Source organism: Lysinibacillus sp. AR18-8, assembly GCF_001705465.1.
Taxonomy (GTDB): Bacteria; Bacillota; Bacilli; order Bacillales_A; family Planococcaceae; genus Lysinibacillus; species Lysinibacillus capsici.
Genome location: NZ_MDGU01000052.1, coordinates 1 through 16,154 on the forward strand (window position 1 = coordinate 1; position 16,154 = coordinate 16,154).

Annotated in this window: 14 protein-coding genes, 1 tRNA gene and 2 riboswitches; of the genes, 13 read left to right on the forward strand and 2 right to left on the reverse strand. The window is 37.2% G+C overall.

From position 1 onward, the window contains the following. Window positions 1-67: 67 nt before the first annotated feature. The 3 genes from BFM98_RS21790 (at window position 68) to BFM98_RS21800 (ending at window position 2,335) form a co-directional block, all read left to right on the forward strand. Window positions 68-139 (forward strand) — tRNA-Glu (locus BFM98_RS21790). A gap of 569 nt (window positions 140-708) precedes the next feature. Next, the gene (locus BFM98_RS21795) at window positions 709-1,755 is read left to right on the forward strand and encodes a nitric oxide synthase oxygenase (RefSeq protein WP_066038364.1); all 1,047 of its coding nucleotides are present in this window, start codon (window positions 709-711) and stop codon (window positions 1,753-1,755) included. Between the two features lie 49 nt (window positions 1,756-1,804). Then, entirely contained in the window at window positions 1,805-2,335 is a 531-nt protein-coding gene (locus BFM98_RS21800; protein ID WP_066038365.1) for a hypothetical protein, read from the forward strand. A 67-nt stretch (window positions 2,336-2,402) separates the two neighbouring features. Here the strand turns inward: BFM98_RS21800 and BFM98_RS21805 are convergent, their stop codons facing one another. Next, the gene (locus tag BFM98_RS21805) at window positions 2,403-3,611 is read right to left on the reverse strand and encodes a CynX/NimT family MFS transporter (RefSeq protein WP_048391934.1); all 1,209 of its coding nucleotides are present in this window, start codon (window positions 3,609-3,611) and stop codon (window positions 2,403-2,405) included. Window positions 3,612-3,789: 178 nt separating this feature from the next. Next, a riboswitch (Lysine riboswitch) is annotated at window positions 3,790-3,966 on the forward strand. Window positions 3,967-4,048: 82 nt separating this feature from the next. Between BFM98_RS21805 and BFM98_RS21810 the strand changes: the two genes are divergently transcribed. The 5 genes from BFM98_RS21810 (at window position 4,049) to BFM98_RS21830 (ending at window position 9,035) form a co-directional block, all read left to right on the forward strand. Further along, the gene (locus BFM98_RS21810; protein ID WP_066038366.1) at window positions 4,049-5,512 is read left to right on the forward strand and encodes an amino acid permease; all 1,464 of its coding nucleotides are present in this window, start codon (window positions 4,049-4,051) and stop codon (window positions 5,510-5,512) included. A gap of 152 nt (window positions 5,513-5,664) precedes the next feature. Further along, a complete protein-coding gene (locus tag BFM98_RS21815; RefSeq protein ID WP_066038367.1) occupies window positions 5,665-6,357 on the forward strand; it encodes a response regulator transcription factor in 693 nt (230 codons plus the stop codon). A 6-nt stretch (window positions 6,358-6,363) separates the two neighbouring features. Then, the gene (locus BFM98_RS21820; RefSeq protein ID WP_066038368.1) at window positions 6,364-7,299 is read left to right on the forward strand and encodes a sensor histidine kinase; all 936 of its coding nucleotides are present in this window, start codon (window positions 6,364-6,366) and stop codon (window positions 7,297-7,299) included. Window positions 7,300-7,429: 130 nt separating this feature from the next. Continuing rightward, window positions 7,430-8,353 (forward strand): ABC transporter ATP-binding protein, encoded by a 924-nt coding sequence (locus tag BFM98_RS21825; RefSeq protein WP_066038369.1) that lies wholly within the window; start codon window positions 7,430-7,432, stop codon window positions 8,351-8,353. Further along, window positions 8,346-9,035, forward strand: a complete 690-nt coding sequence (locus tag BFM98_RS21830) for an ABC transporter permease (protein ID WP_048391929.1) — start codon at window positions 8,346-8,348, stop codon at window positions 9,033-9,035. Before BFM98_RS21825 ends, BFM98_RS21830 begins: the two co-directional genes overlap by 8 nt. A gap of 47 nt (window positions 9,036-9,082) precedes the next feature. Here BFM98_RS21830 and BFM98_RS21835 read toward each other — a convergent pair whose 3' ends face one another. Continuing rightward, window positions 9,083-10,348 carry an Nramp family divalent metal transporter gene (locus BFM98_RS21835; RefSeq protein ID WP_066038370.1) on the reverse strand — a complete coding sequence of 422 codons (1,266 nt, stop codon included), beginning with the start codon at window positions 10,346-10,348 and terminating at the stop codon, window positions 9,083-9,085. Window positions 10,349-10,556: 208 nt separating this feature from the next. On the opposite strand from BFM98_RS21835, the gene BFM98_RS21840 reads away from it, so the two are divergent. From BFM98_RS21840 to BFM98_RS21860, 5 genes are all read left to right on the forward strand, one after another. Beyond that, window positions 10,557-11,252, forward strand: a complete 696-nt coding sequence (locus tag BFM98_RS21840; RefSeq protein ID WP_066038371.1) for a response regulator transcription factor — start codon at window positions 10,557-10,559, stop codon at window positions 11,250-11,252. After that, entirely contained in the window at window positions 11,242-12,537 is a 1,296-nt protein-coding gene (locus tag BFM98_RS21845; RefSeq protein WP_066038372.1) for a HAMP domain-containing sensor histidine kinase, read from the forward strand. Before BFM98_RS21840 ends, BFM98_RS21845 begins: the two co-directional genes overlap by 11 nt. Beyond that, window positions 12,534-13,205, forward strand: a complete 672-nt coding sequence (locus tag BFM98_RS21850; protein ID WP_066038373.1) for a PepSY domain-containing protein — start codon at window positions 12,534-12,536, stop codon at window positions 13,203-13,205. The genes BFM98_RS21845 and BFM98_RS21850 overlap by 4 nt, the downstream gene beginning before the upstream one ends. A gap of 90 nt (window positions 13,206-13,295) precedes the next feature. Then, window positions 13,296-13,820 carry a PepSY domain-containing protein gene (locus BFM98_RS21855; RefSeq protein ID WP_054548692.1) on the forward strand — a complete coding sequence of 175 codons (525 nt, stop codon included), beginning with the start codon at window positions 13,296-13,298 and terminating at the stop codon, window positions 13,818-13,820. Between the two features lie 213 nt (window positions 13,821-14,033). Further along, a riboswitch (cyclic di-AMP (ydaO/yuaA leader) is annotated at window positions 14,034-14,183 on the forward strand. Window positions 14,184-14,301: 118 nt separating this feature from the next. Beyond that, the gene (locus tag BFM98_RS21860) at window positions 14,302-16,125 is read left to right on the forward strand and encodes an APC family permease (RefSeq protein ID WP_066038374.1); all 1,824 of its coding nucleotides are present in this window, start codon (window positions 14,302-14,304) and stop codon (window positions 16,123-16,125) included. Window positions 16,126-16,154: the final 29 nt, after the last annotated feature.

The following is a 16,154-nucleotide window of genomic DNA, read 5'->3' on the forward strand; positions in this document are numbered from 1 at the left end:
GCAGTTGGTAGTAGCACCTGACTGTTAATCAGGTTGTCGCAGGTTCGAGTCCTGCCTTCGGAGCCACGGCCCGTTGGTCAAGTGGTTAAGACACCGCCCTTTCACGGCGGTAACACGGGTTCGAATCCCGTACGGGTCATCAAGCATGTAGCACAGATTTGTGTTACATGCTTTTTTCTATTCTCCTGTTCTTTAAACGATAAAAGATAATGCAATAGCAGGAAAAGACCTATTTGCAAGGTGAGGGACTGAATTTAATTCCCCTAGCATCTTACTATGGGCTCCTATAAGCCGTTTCACTTACCACGTACACTTCCATGGTCAATACTTTTGTGAAGGCTGCTTGACTTCTCTAGTATAGCGATACAGGCGAAATCCTGGCCAGAGAATTTGTGAAACTGGTTCTGCTCTATGCGAAAGCGAAGCAACAGCAGCAAGTAAGTAGCCCAGAACGTATAGCTTTTTCACCATTTACAAAAATTCTATTGATTTCTTTGTTCTACAACCCCCTGGAAAAGGCTACATGACTACTGTAGCCTTTTTATAATATTAATATCTTTCTCCCTTACATTCTCTTACGAAAGAGAGTCTATAGAGTAAATATGAACAAACTATTTCATATATAAAATATGTATGTTTTTTCAATTACTATTTTCATGGTGCTTGTTGTTTTGTTCCTCTAATATGAGGATAAGTGGAGGAATCGATATGAATATACAGGAGATACAGCAATTTTTAAGTCTATATCAGACAGAACAAAATGAATCAGAACTTTGGTTAAAGAATAGATTACAGGCAGTTAAGGATGCAGGTGAATATCACCCAACAACAGAGGAGCTAGTTTTTGGCGCACGGGTGGCATGGCGAAATAGCAATAAGTGTATTGGACGTCTGTTTTGGCAGTCACTGCATGTGGTAGATGCACGTGATGTTTTAGATGAAAAGGCTATTTTTCAAAAATTACTACAACATATTGATTATGCGACAAATCATGGGAAAATTCGTCCAACTATAACAGTGTTTGCTTCAGATAGAGTACGGATTTGGAATCATCAACTAATTCGTTATGCAGGCTATGAAACAGATGCAGGCATTATTGGAGATTCACAGTCCATTAAATTTACAAAAGTGTGTGAGTCGTTAGGATGGAGAGGTAAAGGAACTGATTTTGATGTACTACCACTCGTTATACAGGTGGATAATCGTGCTCCTCAAATGTTTGTAATTCCTGAAGAAAATATAGTAGAGGTCTCAATCCGTCATCCAGAGTCAAACGATGTGGAAAAATTAGGAATGAAGTGGTATGCCGTACCTATTATTTCTAGTATGCGTTTTCAAATGGCTGGAATTGATTTTCAAGCAGCTCCATTTAACGGCTGGTATATGGGAACAGAGATTGGTGCACGAAATTTAGCAGATCATGATCGTTATAATATGTTACCTGCAATTGCGGAGATTTTTAATCTTGATACAACCAAACAAGCGTCTCTTTGGCGTGATCGTGCTTTAGTAGAACTTAATATTGCTGTTCTTCACTCATTTAAAGAAGATGGTGTGAGCATTGTTGATCATCATACAGCAGCTCAGCAGTTTAAATTGTTTGAGGAGGCAGAAAAATCAACAGGAAGAGAAGTTACAGGCAACTGGACATGGTTAATCCCACCACTTTCCCCTGCCACAACTCATATATTCCATAAACCCTATGTAAATATTTATCATACACCAAATTATTTTTATCAAAAACCATGCTATTAGTGTAAAAGAATTGTTTACTTTCGATACTTTTGATGAGAGAGGGCTTACTATGTTAGATCAGCAAATTCCCAATATCCCATGGAGACAATTGACGACACCTTATGGTAGAGGTACAGCCATACCTAAGTTGATAGAACAGGAGCAATACACACAACTGGCTGAATTAATTGAACATCAAGGTACACTGTGGCAGGTGACACCATGGGTTTTGCTTGTCCTGCTAAAAAAGCTTACTCGTAAAAAATTAGAGGCTGTCTCCTTACAAGAGGTACAGTTATATTTAGCTGTGGCACATGCTATTACCAAGGATTATCTCGACCCAGTCAATACTGTTAAAAATATGCAGGAGCTATTAGACGTCAACTATTTGTGGATAGAAAATGAGGATAATGATGAGCAGGAGTGGGAGAAAGAAACGCCAAAGGGCTATGAGGAGCAAGCTTTTGTAGGCTATTACTATTATAGTTATATGCTTTTACAAGAGGCTGTTCCTATTTTTTCTACTATAACAGCTCGTAATAATGAAGCATCAGGATGCCTTGCTGAATTGCTAACATTACTCCAGCAACCCGACAATTAAGTAATGTTTAAACACTATATAGAAATAGAGCAGATGGAGGAATCTAATCCACCTGCTTTATTTAATTTTAATGCACATACTCATCCTTAGATGCTCTCATTGAGCAAAAGAAGAGTAACATTGCTACAACGACAAAGAGCCATCCCGCAATATTCCAGCCACCAAATAAATCATGCAAGTAGCCAAAAAGAATAGGACCGATTGCGGCAAATAAATAACCCAAAGATTGTGCAAAGCCTGATAAATCTGCTGCTTCAAATGCAGTACGAGTCCGGAGAGTGAAGAACATCATTGCTAGGGCGAATGAAGAACCACCTGCTAACCCTAGAAGAACCATCCACAGTACCCCAAGACTTGTCCATTCCATGACAACCCCAACAAAGCCTACTAAATAGAAGGATGTAAACATCAATACAAGTGGGCGTTGAGAAGTCATTTTACCAGCAATAATAGGCACTGCTAAGGCCATTGGTACTTGTGAGAATTGCATGATTGAAAACATCCAGCCAGCTTTATCAGGTGCTAAACCTTGAGCAATATAGATCTCAGGTATCCAAGCTGCTGTTGTGTAGAATAATAAAGACTGTAAACCCATTGCCCCTGTGACAGCCCAAGTAACAGGTGATTTCCATAAAGGTGTACTGGTCTTCTTAGATGTAGTAACTGGTTCTGGTTTATTTGATTTTAGTTGAGGTATCCAAATTAAGATTGTAATTAGAACGAGTATGAGTGCAATGGAAAGTGCACCTTGCCAGCCTAACGATGAATTAGCTATCGGATAGCTAATACCAGCACCAAGGCCAGCAGTAAAATTCATGGACATGGTGAAAAAGGCCATTAATAAACCCACATGATAGGGAAATTTCAACTTCAATAATCCTGGAATTAGTACATTTCCAAAAGAAATGGCTACGCCAATTAGCACAGTACCCAATAGAAGTAATTCTGTAGTACCAAGTGAACGTAGGACAATTCCTAAAGCCAAGAGAAAAGTGGATAAAAATAATGTTAGCTCAAGCCCTAGTTTGCGTGCTACAACTGGTGCAAATGGAGATATAACAGCAAAAGCCAGCAATGGTATCGTTGTTAGAAAGCCTGCCAAAACATTAGATATTCCAAGATCTTCACGGATAAAGGATATAATTGGGCCAACAACAGTTAGTGGCATTCGTAATGTAGAGGCTATAAAGATAACTCCAAAGACTAAAAGTAAGGTTGTTCCTTTCCAGCTAATTTTTTTACTTGGAAAACTAGTGGAATGATCATTTGTAGTCAAAATAAAATCCCCCCTAATAATAACCATTCTAATTGAACTACTATAACACTTTATCACACTATTAAAAATAGTAGAAGATTCATAAAATACAGAACATTTGTGGTTGTATTGAAATGTCTATGGTCTTATGTTAGTATAATAAACATCATAAATTTAATAATTATATGCCTCACGTTTGTATTGAGGTAGAGGTCGCGATATTTATAAGTATGCTAATTGAAATGACAAGCATTGATGAAATTAGTTGAAAGGAAATATTGCCGAAGTGTGAGGGGACTTGAAAACCTCATGCTGGGGCTGTCTCCGAAAGGAACAGAACTGTCACGTTTGCACAACGTGTTGAGCTATCATGTAGGAAAAACTGAGGATTAATGTAGCCATCACAGTGTATATGTGATGGCATTTTTTTGCCTCATAAATAGGAAGGAAGCTATATCGTGAGTGAAATAAAAGTAAATCAGCTCGGACATAAAGCACCGAAGCTGAAAAAAGAATTAAAAAGCCGTCATATTACAATGATTTCTTTAGGCGGTACAATTGGTACGGGACTATTTTTAGCCAGTGGAGGAGCAATTGCTCAGGCAGGTCCTGGAGGAGCATTGCTTGCCTATGCTTTAATCGGTATTATGGTGTATTTTTTAATGACAAGCTTAGGGGAAATGGCTGCCTATATGCCATCCTCAGGTTCATTTAGTACGTATGCAACCAAATTTGTAGATCCTGCCTTGGGCTTTGCATTAGGCTGGAACTACTGGTATAACTGGGCAATCACCATTGCTGCCGAAATTGCTGCTGTGTCATTAATTATGAAATATTGGTTCCCAGATAGCTCATCAGCACTTTGGACAGTATTATTTATTGCTGTGGTATTGACGTTTAATTTACTATCCGTAAAAAGTTATGGTGAAAGTGAATATTGGTTTGCCATGATTAAAGTAGCAACGGTTATTGTTTTTATTATCATTAGCTTACTAATGATTTTTGGTATTTTAGGTGGGCAGGCTCCTGTAGGTTTCACTAATTTCTTTGTTAGTGATGGGCCATTCCATGGTGGCTTCCTTGCTACATTTGGTATTTTCCTAGCTGCAGGATTTTCATTCCAAGGAACAGAATTACTAGGAATTACAGCTGGTGAAACAGATGATCCTGGTAAAAATATTCCGAAGGCTGTTAAATCTGTATTTTGGCGTATTCTTTTGTTTTATATTTTAGCGATTGGTGCAATTGGGATGTTAATTCCATTTACAGACGAACGTTTATTATCAGAAGATATCGCAGTATCACCGTTTACACTAGTGTTTGACCGCCTAGGTATTGCCTTTGCTGCTTCATTAATGAATGCCATTATTTTAACGGCTATGCTGTCAGCAGGAAATTCAGGACTATATGCATCTTCTCGTATGTTATGGCAATTAGCAGTGGATGGACATGCACCTAAATTTTTTGCAAAGCTAAGTCGTAGAGGTATTCCGATTTATGCACTTATGGCAACATTAGCTGTAGGCTGTTTAGCATTTTTGGCATCCTTCTTTGGCGATGGAGTGGTTTATATCTGGCTATTAAATGCTTCTGGAATGTCTGGCTTTATTGCATGGCTAGGTATTGCGTTTAGTCATTATCGTTTCCGCCGAGCGTTTGATGCACAAGGCTTAGATCCAAAGTTATTACCTTATAAAGCCAAATTATATCCGTTTGGACCATTATTTGCTTTTACAATTTGTATGATCGTAGTCATTGGACAAAATTACACAGCCTTTACAGGCGATAAGATTGATTGGTACGGTATCCTTGTTTCGTATATTGGGATTCCATTATTTTTAGCATTATGGTTTGGCTATAAATTAAAGCACAAAACAAAAATGCTTCCACTTGAAGATTGTGATTTAAAAGTTGAAGATTAAATAATAGAGCTGTTCTATAAACCAAAGAGTGATGGTTTATGGATCAGCTCTTTTTTCAACACTCATAAACAAAATCTCTCTAATCAAACATCATAAATATGGTAATGTAATATACATATGGAAATTGGGTTTGATAGGAGAGGTGCATCATAGTGCAAAAGCATATTTTACTTGTAGAAGACGATGAAGCCATTCGTGAAATGGTTGATAATTACTTAACGATGGAAGGTTTCCAGGTCACAACAGCGACTAATGGCGAAGAGGCATTACAAAATTGTTTGCAAAATATCTTTGATTTGGTCATCTTAGATATTATGATACCTAAATTAAATGGATTGGAAGTATTAAAGATTATTAGAGAGCAGGCAGCACTTCCTATCATTATTATGTCTGCAAAAGACAGTGATGTTGATAAAGCATTGGGCTTAGGGTTAGGGGCAGATGATTATATTGCTAAACCCTTTTCTATGCTAGAATTTTCAGCACGTGTAAAGGCTGTTATCAGAAGAGCTACGAAATACTCTAGTCAAGCTGAACAAAAGCAAGAGGTCCTTGAAATTGATAATTTAAAGATAGATATCGTTAATTTCTCAATAACAAAGAGCGGACAAGAGATAAAGCTGACATCAAAGGAATTTTCCATTTTAAAATTGTTTGTGACAAATCGTCACAAAGTTTTTACCAAAGAGCAAATTTATCAGATGATATGGAAAGATGCCTATTATGGAGATGAAAATATTATAAATGTACATATCAGAAGACTCCGTGAAAAAATAGAAGATGATCCGTCACATCCTCACTATATTAAAACCCTATGGGGAATCGGCTATAAATTTGAAGGGTAAAAATATATGATATTTCTATTATTATTAATCATTGTATTGCTAATCGGCATTCTTATTTTTCAATGGAAAATCAAGAAGGAACAAGAACGTGCTATCCAATATATTCATCGAAAACTACACGAAATTGTGAATGAACAGACGTATGAAAAGATTCTAGTAACAACTACAAATTCAGAAATTCAACAGTTACTTATTACACTGAATACTTTGCTAGATCAACATCAAAAAATTCAGGCTACACATCGTAAAATGGAAAATTCTACGAAAAAGATGTTGGCCAATATTTCGCATGATCTTAAAACGCCTTTAACCGTTGTACTTGGCTATATTGAAATGCTTCAACTTCAAAACGGGATTAGTGACGAGGAACAGCAACGTTTACTTACGGGTGTACATGCTAAAACATTAGAAGTATTAAAAATTATTCATACATTTTTTGACTTGGCAAAATTAGAGGCTGGGGACACAGATTATCCAAGCACTAAAATCAATGTCAGTGAAATATGCCGAAAAAATGTTTTGTCTTTTTACGATTTGGTTACTTCATTGGGATTAGATATTAAAATTGATATCCCTGAAAGCTCCATATATGCACTTGGTAATGAAGAAGCATTAAATAGAGTGCTAAACAATCTACTGTCTAATGCTATTGCATATGGAGCAGATGGCAATGTAATTGGAATTACTATAAGAAACGATGAAGCCAATATTGATATTGATGTGTGGGATTGTGGCAAGGGCATTGATGAATACCATATCGATCGCGTTTTTGAAAGGATGTATACACTTGAGGATTCTCGAAATAAATCTTTCCAAGGTAGCGGTCTGGGACTAACGATTACAAAGCGGCTTGTAGAAATAATGAATGGCTCGATCCGTTTATCGAGTATTCCCTATGAAAAAACTATTTTTACGATTTCGTTAAAGCGAATGATGTATTGAATCCATTATGCTTGTAGAGCTTTAATGCTTTGCAGGCTTTTTTACTTAAGAAATTTGTAAGAATGCAGTAATAAAATAGAGAGTTTCATTTTTTATAATGAAACTAGTCACAATTGAGGGAGAGAATTACATGACATACATTGTAAAAACAAATCAGCTTACGAAAGTGTACGATGGAAAGGAAGTTGTTTCTGCTGTCAATATGAACGTTAAGAAAGGTGAGATTTATGGATTTTTAGGTCCTAATGGTGCGGGTAAAACGACTGTTATGAAGATGCTAACTAATCTTACGAAACCTACAAGTGGGGATGTAGAAATTTTGGGGGCGAAATTGACGGACAAATCCTATGAAATACTAAAAAGAATGGGGACAATTATTGAATATCCTATTTTTTATGAAAAATTAACGGCTAGAGAGACCCTGGAATTACATTGTGAATACATGGGTTATTATGATAAGAAAGAAATTGCACATGTTCTTAATTTAGTAAAGTTATCGAATACAGAGAATAAGCAGGTTAAAGATTTTTCTCTGGGGATGAAGCAAAGATTAGGCATCGCAAGGGCCATTATTACAAAGCCAGAGTTACTTATATTAGACGAACCAATTAATGGATTGGACCCAGTAGGGATAAAGGAGTTAAGAGAGCTTTTCAAGATGCTTTGTAAGGAGTACGGCATAACTATTATTATCTCTAGTCATATTCTAGCTGAAATAGAACAATTGGTCGATACAATAGGTGTTATTAAGAAGGGAAGGCTCATCACTGAGGTAGCAATGGATACTATTAATCGTGATCAGGTCAATTATACTGAAGTGATCGTAAGTGATGGGAAAAAGGCAGCGTTTATTATTGAAAGCGAATTAAACATTACGAATTTTAAGCTGATGGATGATAACTCTATACGTATATACGACTCAACAGTATCCCAACAAAGCCTATCGAGAGCATTAATTGAACATGACGTTGAGATTGAAGAGATTAGTAAAAATACTAGTTCATTAGAGGATTATTTCTTAAAGCTAATCAATGGAGGTGTTGTCCATGCTTAATTTAATGCGTTTAGAAATGAAAAAATTTCATTTAGGTTCATATGTTAAAGGAGCAATTATCGCTAATTTTGTTATTCTTGGTTTTTTGTTTATGATTTTATTTATTTCTAAAGTGGAAGGAGACCCAGGGCTTGAAAATTATGAGGTTGCATTCAGTGTTATTGATTCATTTGTAAGAGCAGTTTTTATGATTTTTGCTTCTACGTTAATAGCTAAGTTAATCATCGGAGAATATAAATTTAAAACCATTACATTAGCCTTTATGTATCCTATAAGTAGAAAGAAATTAATGGTCGCAAAGCTTGCTATTGTCATGCTATTTACTTTCAGTATGATCATTATCTCCAATGCTCTTATTACAACCATTTTTTGTATCATAAGCGATCGATATGAATTAATTCCTGATGTACTATCTAGTTCTTTAATTATCCAGCAAATACCTTCTGTATTGATGAATGCGATTGCTGCCTCAGGTATAGCTTTAATCCCATTGTATTTCGGGATGAGAAAATACTCTATACCGACAACTATCATTTCATCTATTATAATTGTGTCTGTAACTTCGTCAAATTCAGGTAACTTTACTTTAAACGATATTATTATTATTCCAATTACTTTAGCAATCGTGGGTCTTGGTATTGCTTATTTAGCCATTAGAAATATCGAAAAGGTGGATGTTTAATCAAAAAGATACCAGGTGCTCATTGCTATAGAGTACCTGGCTTTTTGTTATCCAAAAATTGTTTCCCACAGTAAGTAAATATTTAACGTAACAACAACGACTACGACAAACCAACCTAAAACAGTTGTAATACGGTGATTAACTAGGCTTCCCATAATGTCTCGTTTACTTGTAAACATAACAAGAGGGACAAGTGCAAAGGCAATACCAAATGATAAAACAACTTGACTAAGAACGAGAGCATAGGTAGCATTCACACCAGAGGCAATGATTGCAAGTGGTGGCACCATGGTAATCGCTCTACGTAAATAAAGAGGTATTTTTCTTTGAATGAAGCCTTGCATCACTACGTCACCAGCTAAAGTCCCTACAGAGGAGCTAGCAAGCCCTGCAATAAGTAAACCAAGACCAAAGGAAATGGCAGCCATTGGGCCCAGAATATCTTTTAAGCCATTATAGGCAACATCTAAATCTTCAACTACAACGCCTTGGGTATGGAATACGGCTGCGGCAATGATGAGCATGCTCATATTGATGGCACCAGCAATAATCATAGCGATGATAATATCGATAAATTCAAAACGGAAAATACGTTTTTTTTCTGCCTCATTTCGACCAATAATACGACTTTGAGTTAAAGAAGAATGTAAGTAAATAGCATGAGGCATAACGGTTGCACCTAAAATACCTGTTGCTAATAATAGTGAATCTACACCTTCAAAGTGTGGTGTGAACATGCCAATCGCCACATCGCCCCATGCTGGCTGCGCTAAAAATGTTTGGAAGGCAAATGCCAATACAACAATTAAAACCATTCCAGAAATTCCTGCTTCAAAGGCTCTAAATCCTCTTCTTTGCAACTCTAAAATAGCGAATGAACCTACTGCTGTAATCAATGCGGCGGGAAGCATTGGGATATTAAAAAGTAAATAAAGCCCTAATGCTGCTCCGATAAATTCCGCGAGGTCTGTGGCAATGATGACCAATTCCGCCTGTATCCATAAAAAGATAGATGTTTTTTTAGAAAAATGCTCGCGTGCTACTTCAGGTAAATTTTTTCCTGTCGCAATCCCAAGCTTGGCAGACAGGGACTGAATTAACACGGCCATTAAATTAGAAAAGGCTATAACCCAAAGTAGCAGGTAGCCGTATTGAGAGCCTGCTGTAATATTTGTAGCAAAATTGCCAGGATCAATATAGGCAACTGCTGCAATGAAAGCAGGTCCTAAAAATGGCAAGAATCTTCGCCAACCTTTTATATCTCCATCTAAAACCGCCTCTGCAGACGATTTTGTGACTCGTTTGTAAACCATATTGTTCCCTCGTTTCAAAAAGTATCATCAGTGAAATAAAGTTTCCTATAGGAAAATAAGATATTAGTATTCTAACGCTAGGAATAAAAAAAGTGAAGTAGTTTGCTTTATCCTTCTATAAGTATGTGCCATTCTCATCATTTTCTAATTAGACTTTCACCACTTGTATCGTATACGATGAAAAGAAAAGGCGAAGGACGGATTCGACATGACACATCGAATTTTAATTATAGAAGATGAAGAGAATATTGCGAGAGTGCTACAACTGGAGCTTCAATTTGAAGGATATGAGGCAGCAATGGCACATACAGGAGCAGAAGGCTTACTACAATACCGTGAGCAACAATGGGATTTAATTTTACTTGATATCATGCTACCTGAGATGAGCGGTATTGATGTGCTAAAGCGTATTCGTGCAACAGAATCCCAAACACCTGTTATCATGCTAACTGCTAAAAGTGAAGTAGAGGATAAGGTAAAGGGCTTGGATTTAGGAGCCAATGATTATGTGACAAAGCCTTTTGAAATTGAGGAGCTACTGGCACGAATTCGCAATGCATTACGGTTTTCACAGAAGGTAAGTCCAAAGCAAATAGCACTTACATTTGGCCATTTATCGATAAACGAGCAAACGAGGGAAGTTGTATATTTTGATAAGGAAATTCAGCTGACACCTCGTGAGTATGATTTGTTGTTCTATTTACTAAAGCATCCTAAACAAGTACTGACAAGGGAGCAAATATTAGAGGCTGTGTGGGGCTATGATTATTATGGGGATACAAATGTTGTGGACGTTTATATACGTTATGTACGACAAAAGCTTGAGGCTGCTAATCCAACACCTCTTATCCAGACAATTCGAGGTGTTGGATATGTGCTAAAGGAACACAGTTATGAGACTTAAAACAAAAATTCATCTACTAACAACATTGCTGATGCTAGTTATTGTAGTGGCAACAAATAGTGGAATTTATTTGTTGTATGAGAAATTTGCCTATGATACGGAATATAATCAGCTCCAGTCACGGGCAAATGATTTAAGCTCTACACTGAGTCAGTTAAATGCACAAACCAACCTACAGCAAGTATTAAGAGCTTATATGCCAACAGATGGTGCTGTTTATATTTATGATGGTGAACGTTTGAAAACAAAGGTTCAAGCTACCCTTGAAATGCAAGAAGTCCCTGCCATTACCTTCACTATGCCTGCCATTTGGATCGACGGAACGGTGGTGGACATAACATTACAGCAATCTATGGAAGAAGTAGAACGGACATTAGATTTGTTAAAGGTCATCTTAGTTGTTGTATCTGTCGTGGCAACGATTCCAATTTTCCTAGCGAGCTTGGTACTTGGGCGACTTATTTTATTACCGCTAGAACGTTTAAATGAGACCATGCGCAAAAGTGCATCTACTGGGAAATATGAAAAAATAGATACTACAGAAAAAGGTGGGGACGAGTTAATAAACATTAACCGCACTTTTAATATAATGATGGAGAAGCTTGAACAACATTATCAAAAGCAACAAGAATTTGTATCAAATGCCTCTCACGAGTTAAAAACTCCTATAACTGTCATTGAAAGTTATGCAAAACTACTCCTAAGAAGGGGTTTTGATAATCGTGAGGTTGCTCAGGAATCCTTACAGGCCATTGCCAATGAATCATCTCGTATGCATGAAATGGTGTTGCAATTGCTAGAGCTAGCTAAAAACAAAGAGCAATTGGACATTCATTTCGAACAACTAGAGCTTGCCCCTTTCTTAAATAAAGTAGCTTCACAAATGGAACAGGCTTATCATCGAACATTTAGAATTGATGCGCAGATACCAAAATTTATTTATAGTGATGAAAAAATATTGAAGCAACTACTTTTTATTTTGCTGGATAATGCTAGGAAATATAGTGAGGATGAAGTACGTATTCAAGCCACTGAAACAACCAACCATGTACGTATTACCATCCAAGATTTTGGTATTGGTATTCCAGTCGAGCATATTCCTCATTTGTTTGAGCGTTTCTATCGTGTAACAGAGGATCGTAATCGTAAAACAGGTGGTTCAGGGCTAGGGCTAGCAATAGCACACGAACTGGCACAACAATTAGGTATAACGATAGATGTGAAAAGTAAGCTAGGGGAAGGCTCAAGCTTTACTTTATGTATACCAAAGGAGGGACAGCAATGAAAAAGTGGATGTTAGTAATTGTTGTTATTATCCTTCTTTGTAGTGGAGTAATTTGGTTTGTTCAACATCGTTATTTTTACGTTCAACCTCTTAGTGAAGCGCAGGCTATTCGGCATATTGAGACTATCTACAATGGTCATGTTACACAGGTTGAAAAACAAGGAAATAACTTTGAAATGCTTTTTACGCGTGACGATGTCAAGTATGCAGCTATACTCGATGTTACGACACAACAGGTGACTGATCTAATCCTGAAAGAAGGACATAGTAAATTACTTTTAACAGAAAAGCAGATCAGACAAATGGTTAAAAAGGAATATGGAGATATAGAAAGCGTTATGCTTACAGACTCCATTTACACTGTACGTGTTGAAAATGAGGAAATTCAAAAGGATTTAACGTTTGATGGTTATACTGGCGAACTACTGGCTGAGAAAAAGGTTGAGCCACAAGAACAACCTATCGAAGAGCCTATTATTACTGAGCAACAGGCCATTCAAATAGCTCTTAAGCAATTAAAGGGTGAAGTGGATTCAGTTGATTTTGAAGAAACCCCAGAGGGTGGTTACTATTTAGTTGAGATTGAAACGCAGGAGGACGAAGCTACATTTCAAATTCATGCTGTTTCAGGAAAAGTACTGTCTGTAACATGGGATGACGATCATTAAATCATTCTCATGAAATTCTAATGTTTCTCTTATAGTTCTATCATCTTCACTTGGTAAGCTAAGTTTAGATAAAACAAAGGAGAGATGAACATGAAAAAAATGATCATGATTCCAGCACTAGTAATTACACTGGGAGTGGGTGCAGCGATTGGCTCGACGACTTTATTATCAGGAAATGCCCAAGAAAAAAAGGTCTTATCCATGCAGGAAATTGAGAAGAAAGCTCTAGCGGTAGTGGATGGTACAGTTGCCAATATCGAGTTTGACCAAAATCAGTTTAGCTCTATTTATGAAGTAGAGGTGTATACAGATACAGAAGAATATGATTTAAAATTTGATGCTTATAGTGGAAAATTGCTCAAGCAGAAAAAGGAACGTCTAGATGACGATGATTGGGATGATCATATTCCTGCTACGACTGCTACAACAAAAATAATTACAAAAGAGCAGGCTATCAAGACAGCCCAAACAAAAGCAAAGGGTAAAGTGACAAAAATTAAGCTTGATGATGGTGTATATGAAATTGAACTGAAAGACGGTCAATATGAATACGAAGTAGATGTGGATGCAGTCTCTGGGAACATTATCGACTTTGAACAAGGCTTTGATGACTAATATAATGAGCTGTCTTGAAGGTAGAATATACCTTTAAGGCAGTTTTTATTGTTTATATTGTGGGTATTGACTAGGTATTCAGGAAATTTTCTTTAAGAAGCGATTATTTATATGTTCAAAAAAAGCCTATGCTTTTACTCAAAAAAGAGAAAAATTTTCTTCTTTACTTTTTCAATTAGCAGGCGTAATATGACATCATTATAAAAGTTTCAAATTTCTAAATCGCTGAAGCAACTAAACGCGGGGGAACCAATTTTGATGGATGGCATAGCCATTCTTGGGGTGAATCTCTTCCTTGTGGAGGAGTAGGGCTACTCAGGCCCGAATCCGACAGCTAACCTCGTAAGCGTTAAGAGCAGAAAAGTGGAGCTTGGCAGACGGATGAGCGTCTACAGGTCTTATTTAGTGATGACTTGTAGGCGTTTTTTGATGTAATTTAGAAAGGCGAAACACATTCTATGAAACTAGAAGGTGTTTATCAATGAAATCCTCATTCAAACGTTATGTAATCGGCAAACCATTAAGATCCGATGCGTTAGGGGAACAAAAGCTCAGTAAAACAAAGGCACTGGCCATATTATCGTCAGATGCATTGTCATCAGTAGCCTATGGACCAGAACAAATTTTAATTGTCCTAATGACGGTAGGTACAATGGCGTTTTGGTATTCTTTACCTATTGCCGCTGGAGTGGTTATTCTACTCGTGGCACTGATTTTATCCTATCGTCAAGTTATCTTCGCCTATCCACATGGGGGAGGCGCCTATGTCGTATCACGAGAAAATTTAGGCGTGAATGCAGGTCTTGTTGCAGGGGGTTCTTTGCTTGTTGATTATATTTTAACGGTAGCAGTAAGTGTGTCGGCCGGGACAGATGCCATTACATCTGCATTTCCAAGTCTTCATGCTTATAATGTACCCATTGCTATTATATTTGTGATTTTCTTAACGATTTTAAACTTGCGAGGTGTAACAGAGTCAGCTTCTATCTTGGCGTACCCAGTTTATATATTTGTAGGCGTTATGCTGTTGCTAATCGGGATTGGGCTCTATAATGTGGCAACTGGACAGGTGCCTGCAGAGCTACATCCAAAGATTGGCACACCAGTGGCAGGGATTAGCCTATTTATTTTATTAAAGGCATTTGCTTCAGGAAGCTCAGCGTTAACAGGAGTAGAGGCTATTTCTAACGCTATACCTAATTTTAGAAATCCTGCCCCGAATAATGCTGCTAAAACGCTTTTAGCAATGGGCGCCATTTTAGCCGTTTTATTCATCGGGATTGTTAGTCTAGCTTATTTTTATGGCGTTGCACCAACAGCAGAAGCAACAGTCGTTTCCCAACTAGCAGAAGCTAGTGTTGGTCGGAATTTTCTTTATTATATTGTACAGGGGACAACGGCAATGATTTTAGTACTTGCCGCAAACACAGGATATTCAGCATTTCCCTTGCTTGCTGTGAATTTATCGAAGGATGGTTTTATTCCACGAATCTTCCAAATTCGTGGGGACCGTCTTGGCTATTCAAATGGTATTTTAATGCTAGGTATTGCAGCCAATTTTTTAATTATACTTTTTGACGGGGCCACAGAGCATTTAATTCCGCTCTATGCAGTAGGCGTATTTATTCCCTTTACATTAGCGCAAACGGGAATGATGAGAAAATGGTGGCGCGAAAAACCTAAAGGCTGGGTAGCAAAATTTACGATCAATACAATTGGGGCTGCTATCTCTTTCATCGTGGCAATGATGTTTTTTGTGACAAAAATGCCTCAAGTATGGCCAGTGTTTATCTTTTTACCAATTATTATTTTTGTATTCCATCGCATTAAGCAACATTATCAAGCTGTTGGAGAACAGTTAAGATTAAATCATGAGGAACTGGCTACTATTGAGGGGAATGTTTTCATTGTGCCAGTAGCTGGTATAACAAAGGTGGTTGAAAACTCCCTACATTATGCCAAATCACTTAAGGTTGATAAAGTGATAGCCTTTTACGTAGCTTTCGATCAAGCAGATGCAAAAGCTTTTGAAGAGAAGTGGAACGCCTGGCAACCTGATGTACGATTAGTTACCTACTATTCACCATATCGCAGCATTACACAGCCATTAATTAAATTTATTGATAAAGTAGAACATCAATGTACGAAGACAGGTCATAAAGTTACAGTTGTTATCCCTCAATTCTTACCGAAAAAAGGGTGGCATCATATGCTACACAACCAATCGAGTCTTCTTATTCGTACATCACTGTTATTTCACAGAAATGTCGTCATTATGACAGTACCGTTCCATTTATCAAAATAATGCTAGCAAGCTAGAAAATAGTCTGTTAT

Bases quoted from the DNA above. Each gene is read 5' to 3' on its own strand.
- BFM98_RS21795 (WP_066038364.1), top strand. From the start codon at position 709: ATGAATATACAGGAGATACAGCAATTTTTAAGTCTATATCAGACAGAA.
- BFM98_RS21800 (WP_066038365.1), top strand. From the start codon at position 1,805: ATGTTAGATCAGCAAATTCCCAATATCCCATGGAGACAATTGACGACA.
- BFM98_RS21820 (WP_066038368.1), top strand. From the start codon at position 6,364: ATGATATTTCTATTATTATTAATCATTGTATTGCTAATCGGCATTCTT.
- BFM98_RS21825 (WP_066038369.1), top strand. From the start codon at position 7,430: ATGACATACATTGTAAAAACAAATCAGCTTACGAAAGTGTACGATGGA.
- BFM98_RS21830 (WP_048391929.1), top strand. From the start codon at position 8,346: ATGCTTAATTTAATGCGTTTAGAAATGAAAAAATTTCATTTAGGTTCA.
- BFM98_RS21835 (WP_066038370.1), bottom strand. From the start codon at position 10,348: ATGGTTTACAAACGAGTCACAAAATCGTCTGCAGAGGCGGTTTTAGAT.
- BFM98_RS21840 (WP_066038371.1), top strand. From the start codon at position 10,557: ATGACACATCGAATTTTAATTATAGAAGATGAAGAGAATATTGCGAGA.
- BFM98_RS21845 (WP_066038372.1), top strand. From the start codon at position 11,242: ATGAGACTTAAAACAAAAATTCATCTACTAACAACATTGCTGATGCTA.
- BFM98_RS21850 (WP_066038373.1), top strand. From the start codon at position 12,534: ATGAAAAAGTGGATGTTAGTAATTGTTGTTATTATCCTTCTTTGTAGT.
- BFM98_RS21855 (WP_054548692.1), top strand. From the start codon at position 13,296: ATGAAAAAAATGATCATGATTCCAGCACTAGTAATTACACTGGGAGTG.
- BFM98_RS21860 (WP_066038374.1), top strand. From the start codon at position 14,302: ATGAAATCCTCATTCAAACGTTATGTAATCGGCAAACCATTAAGATCC.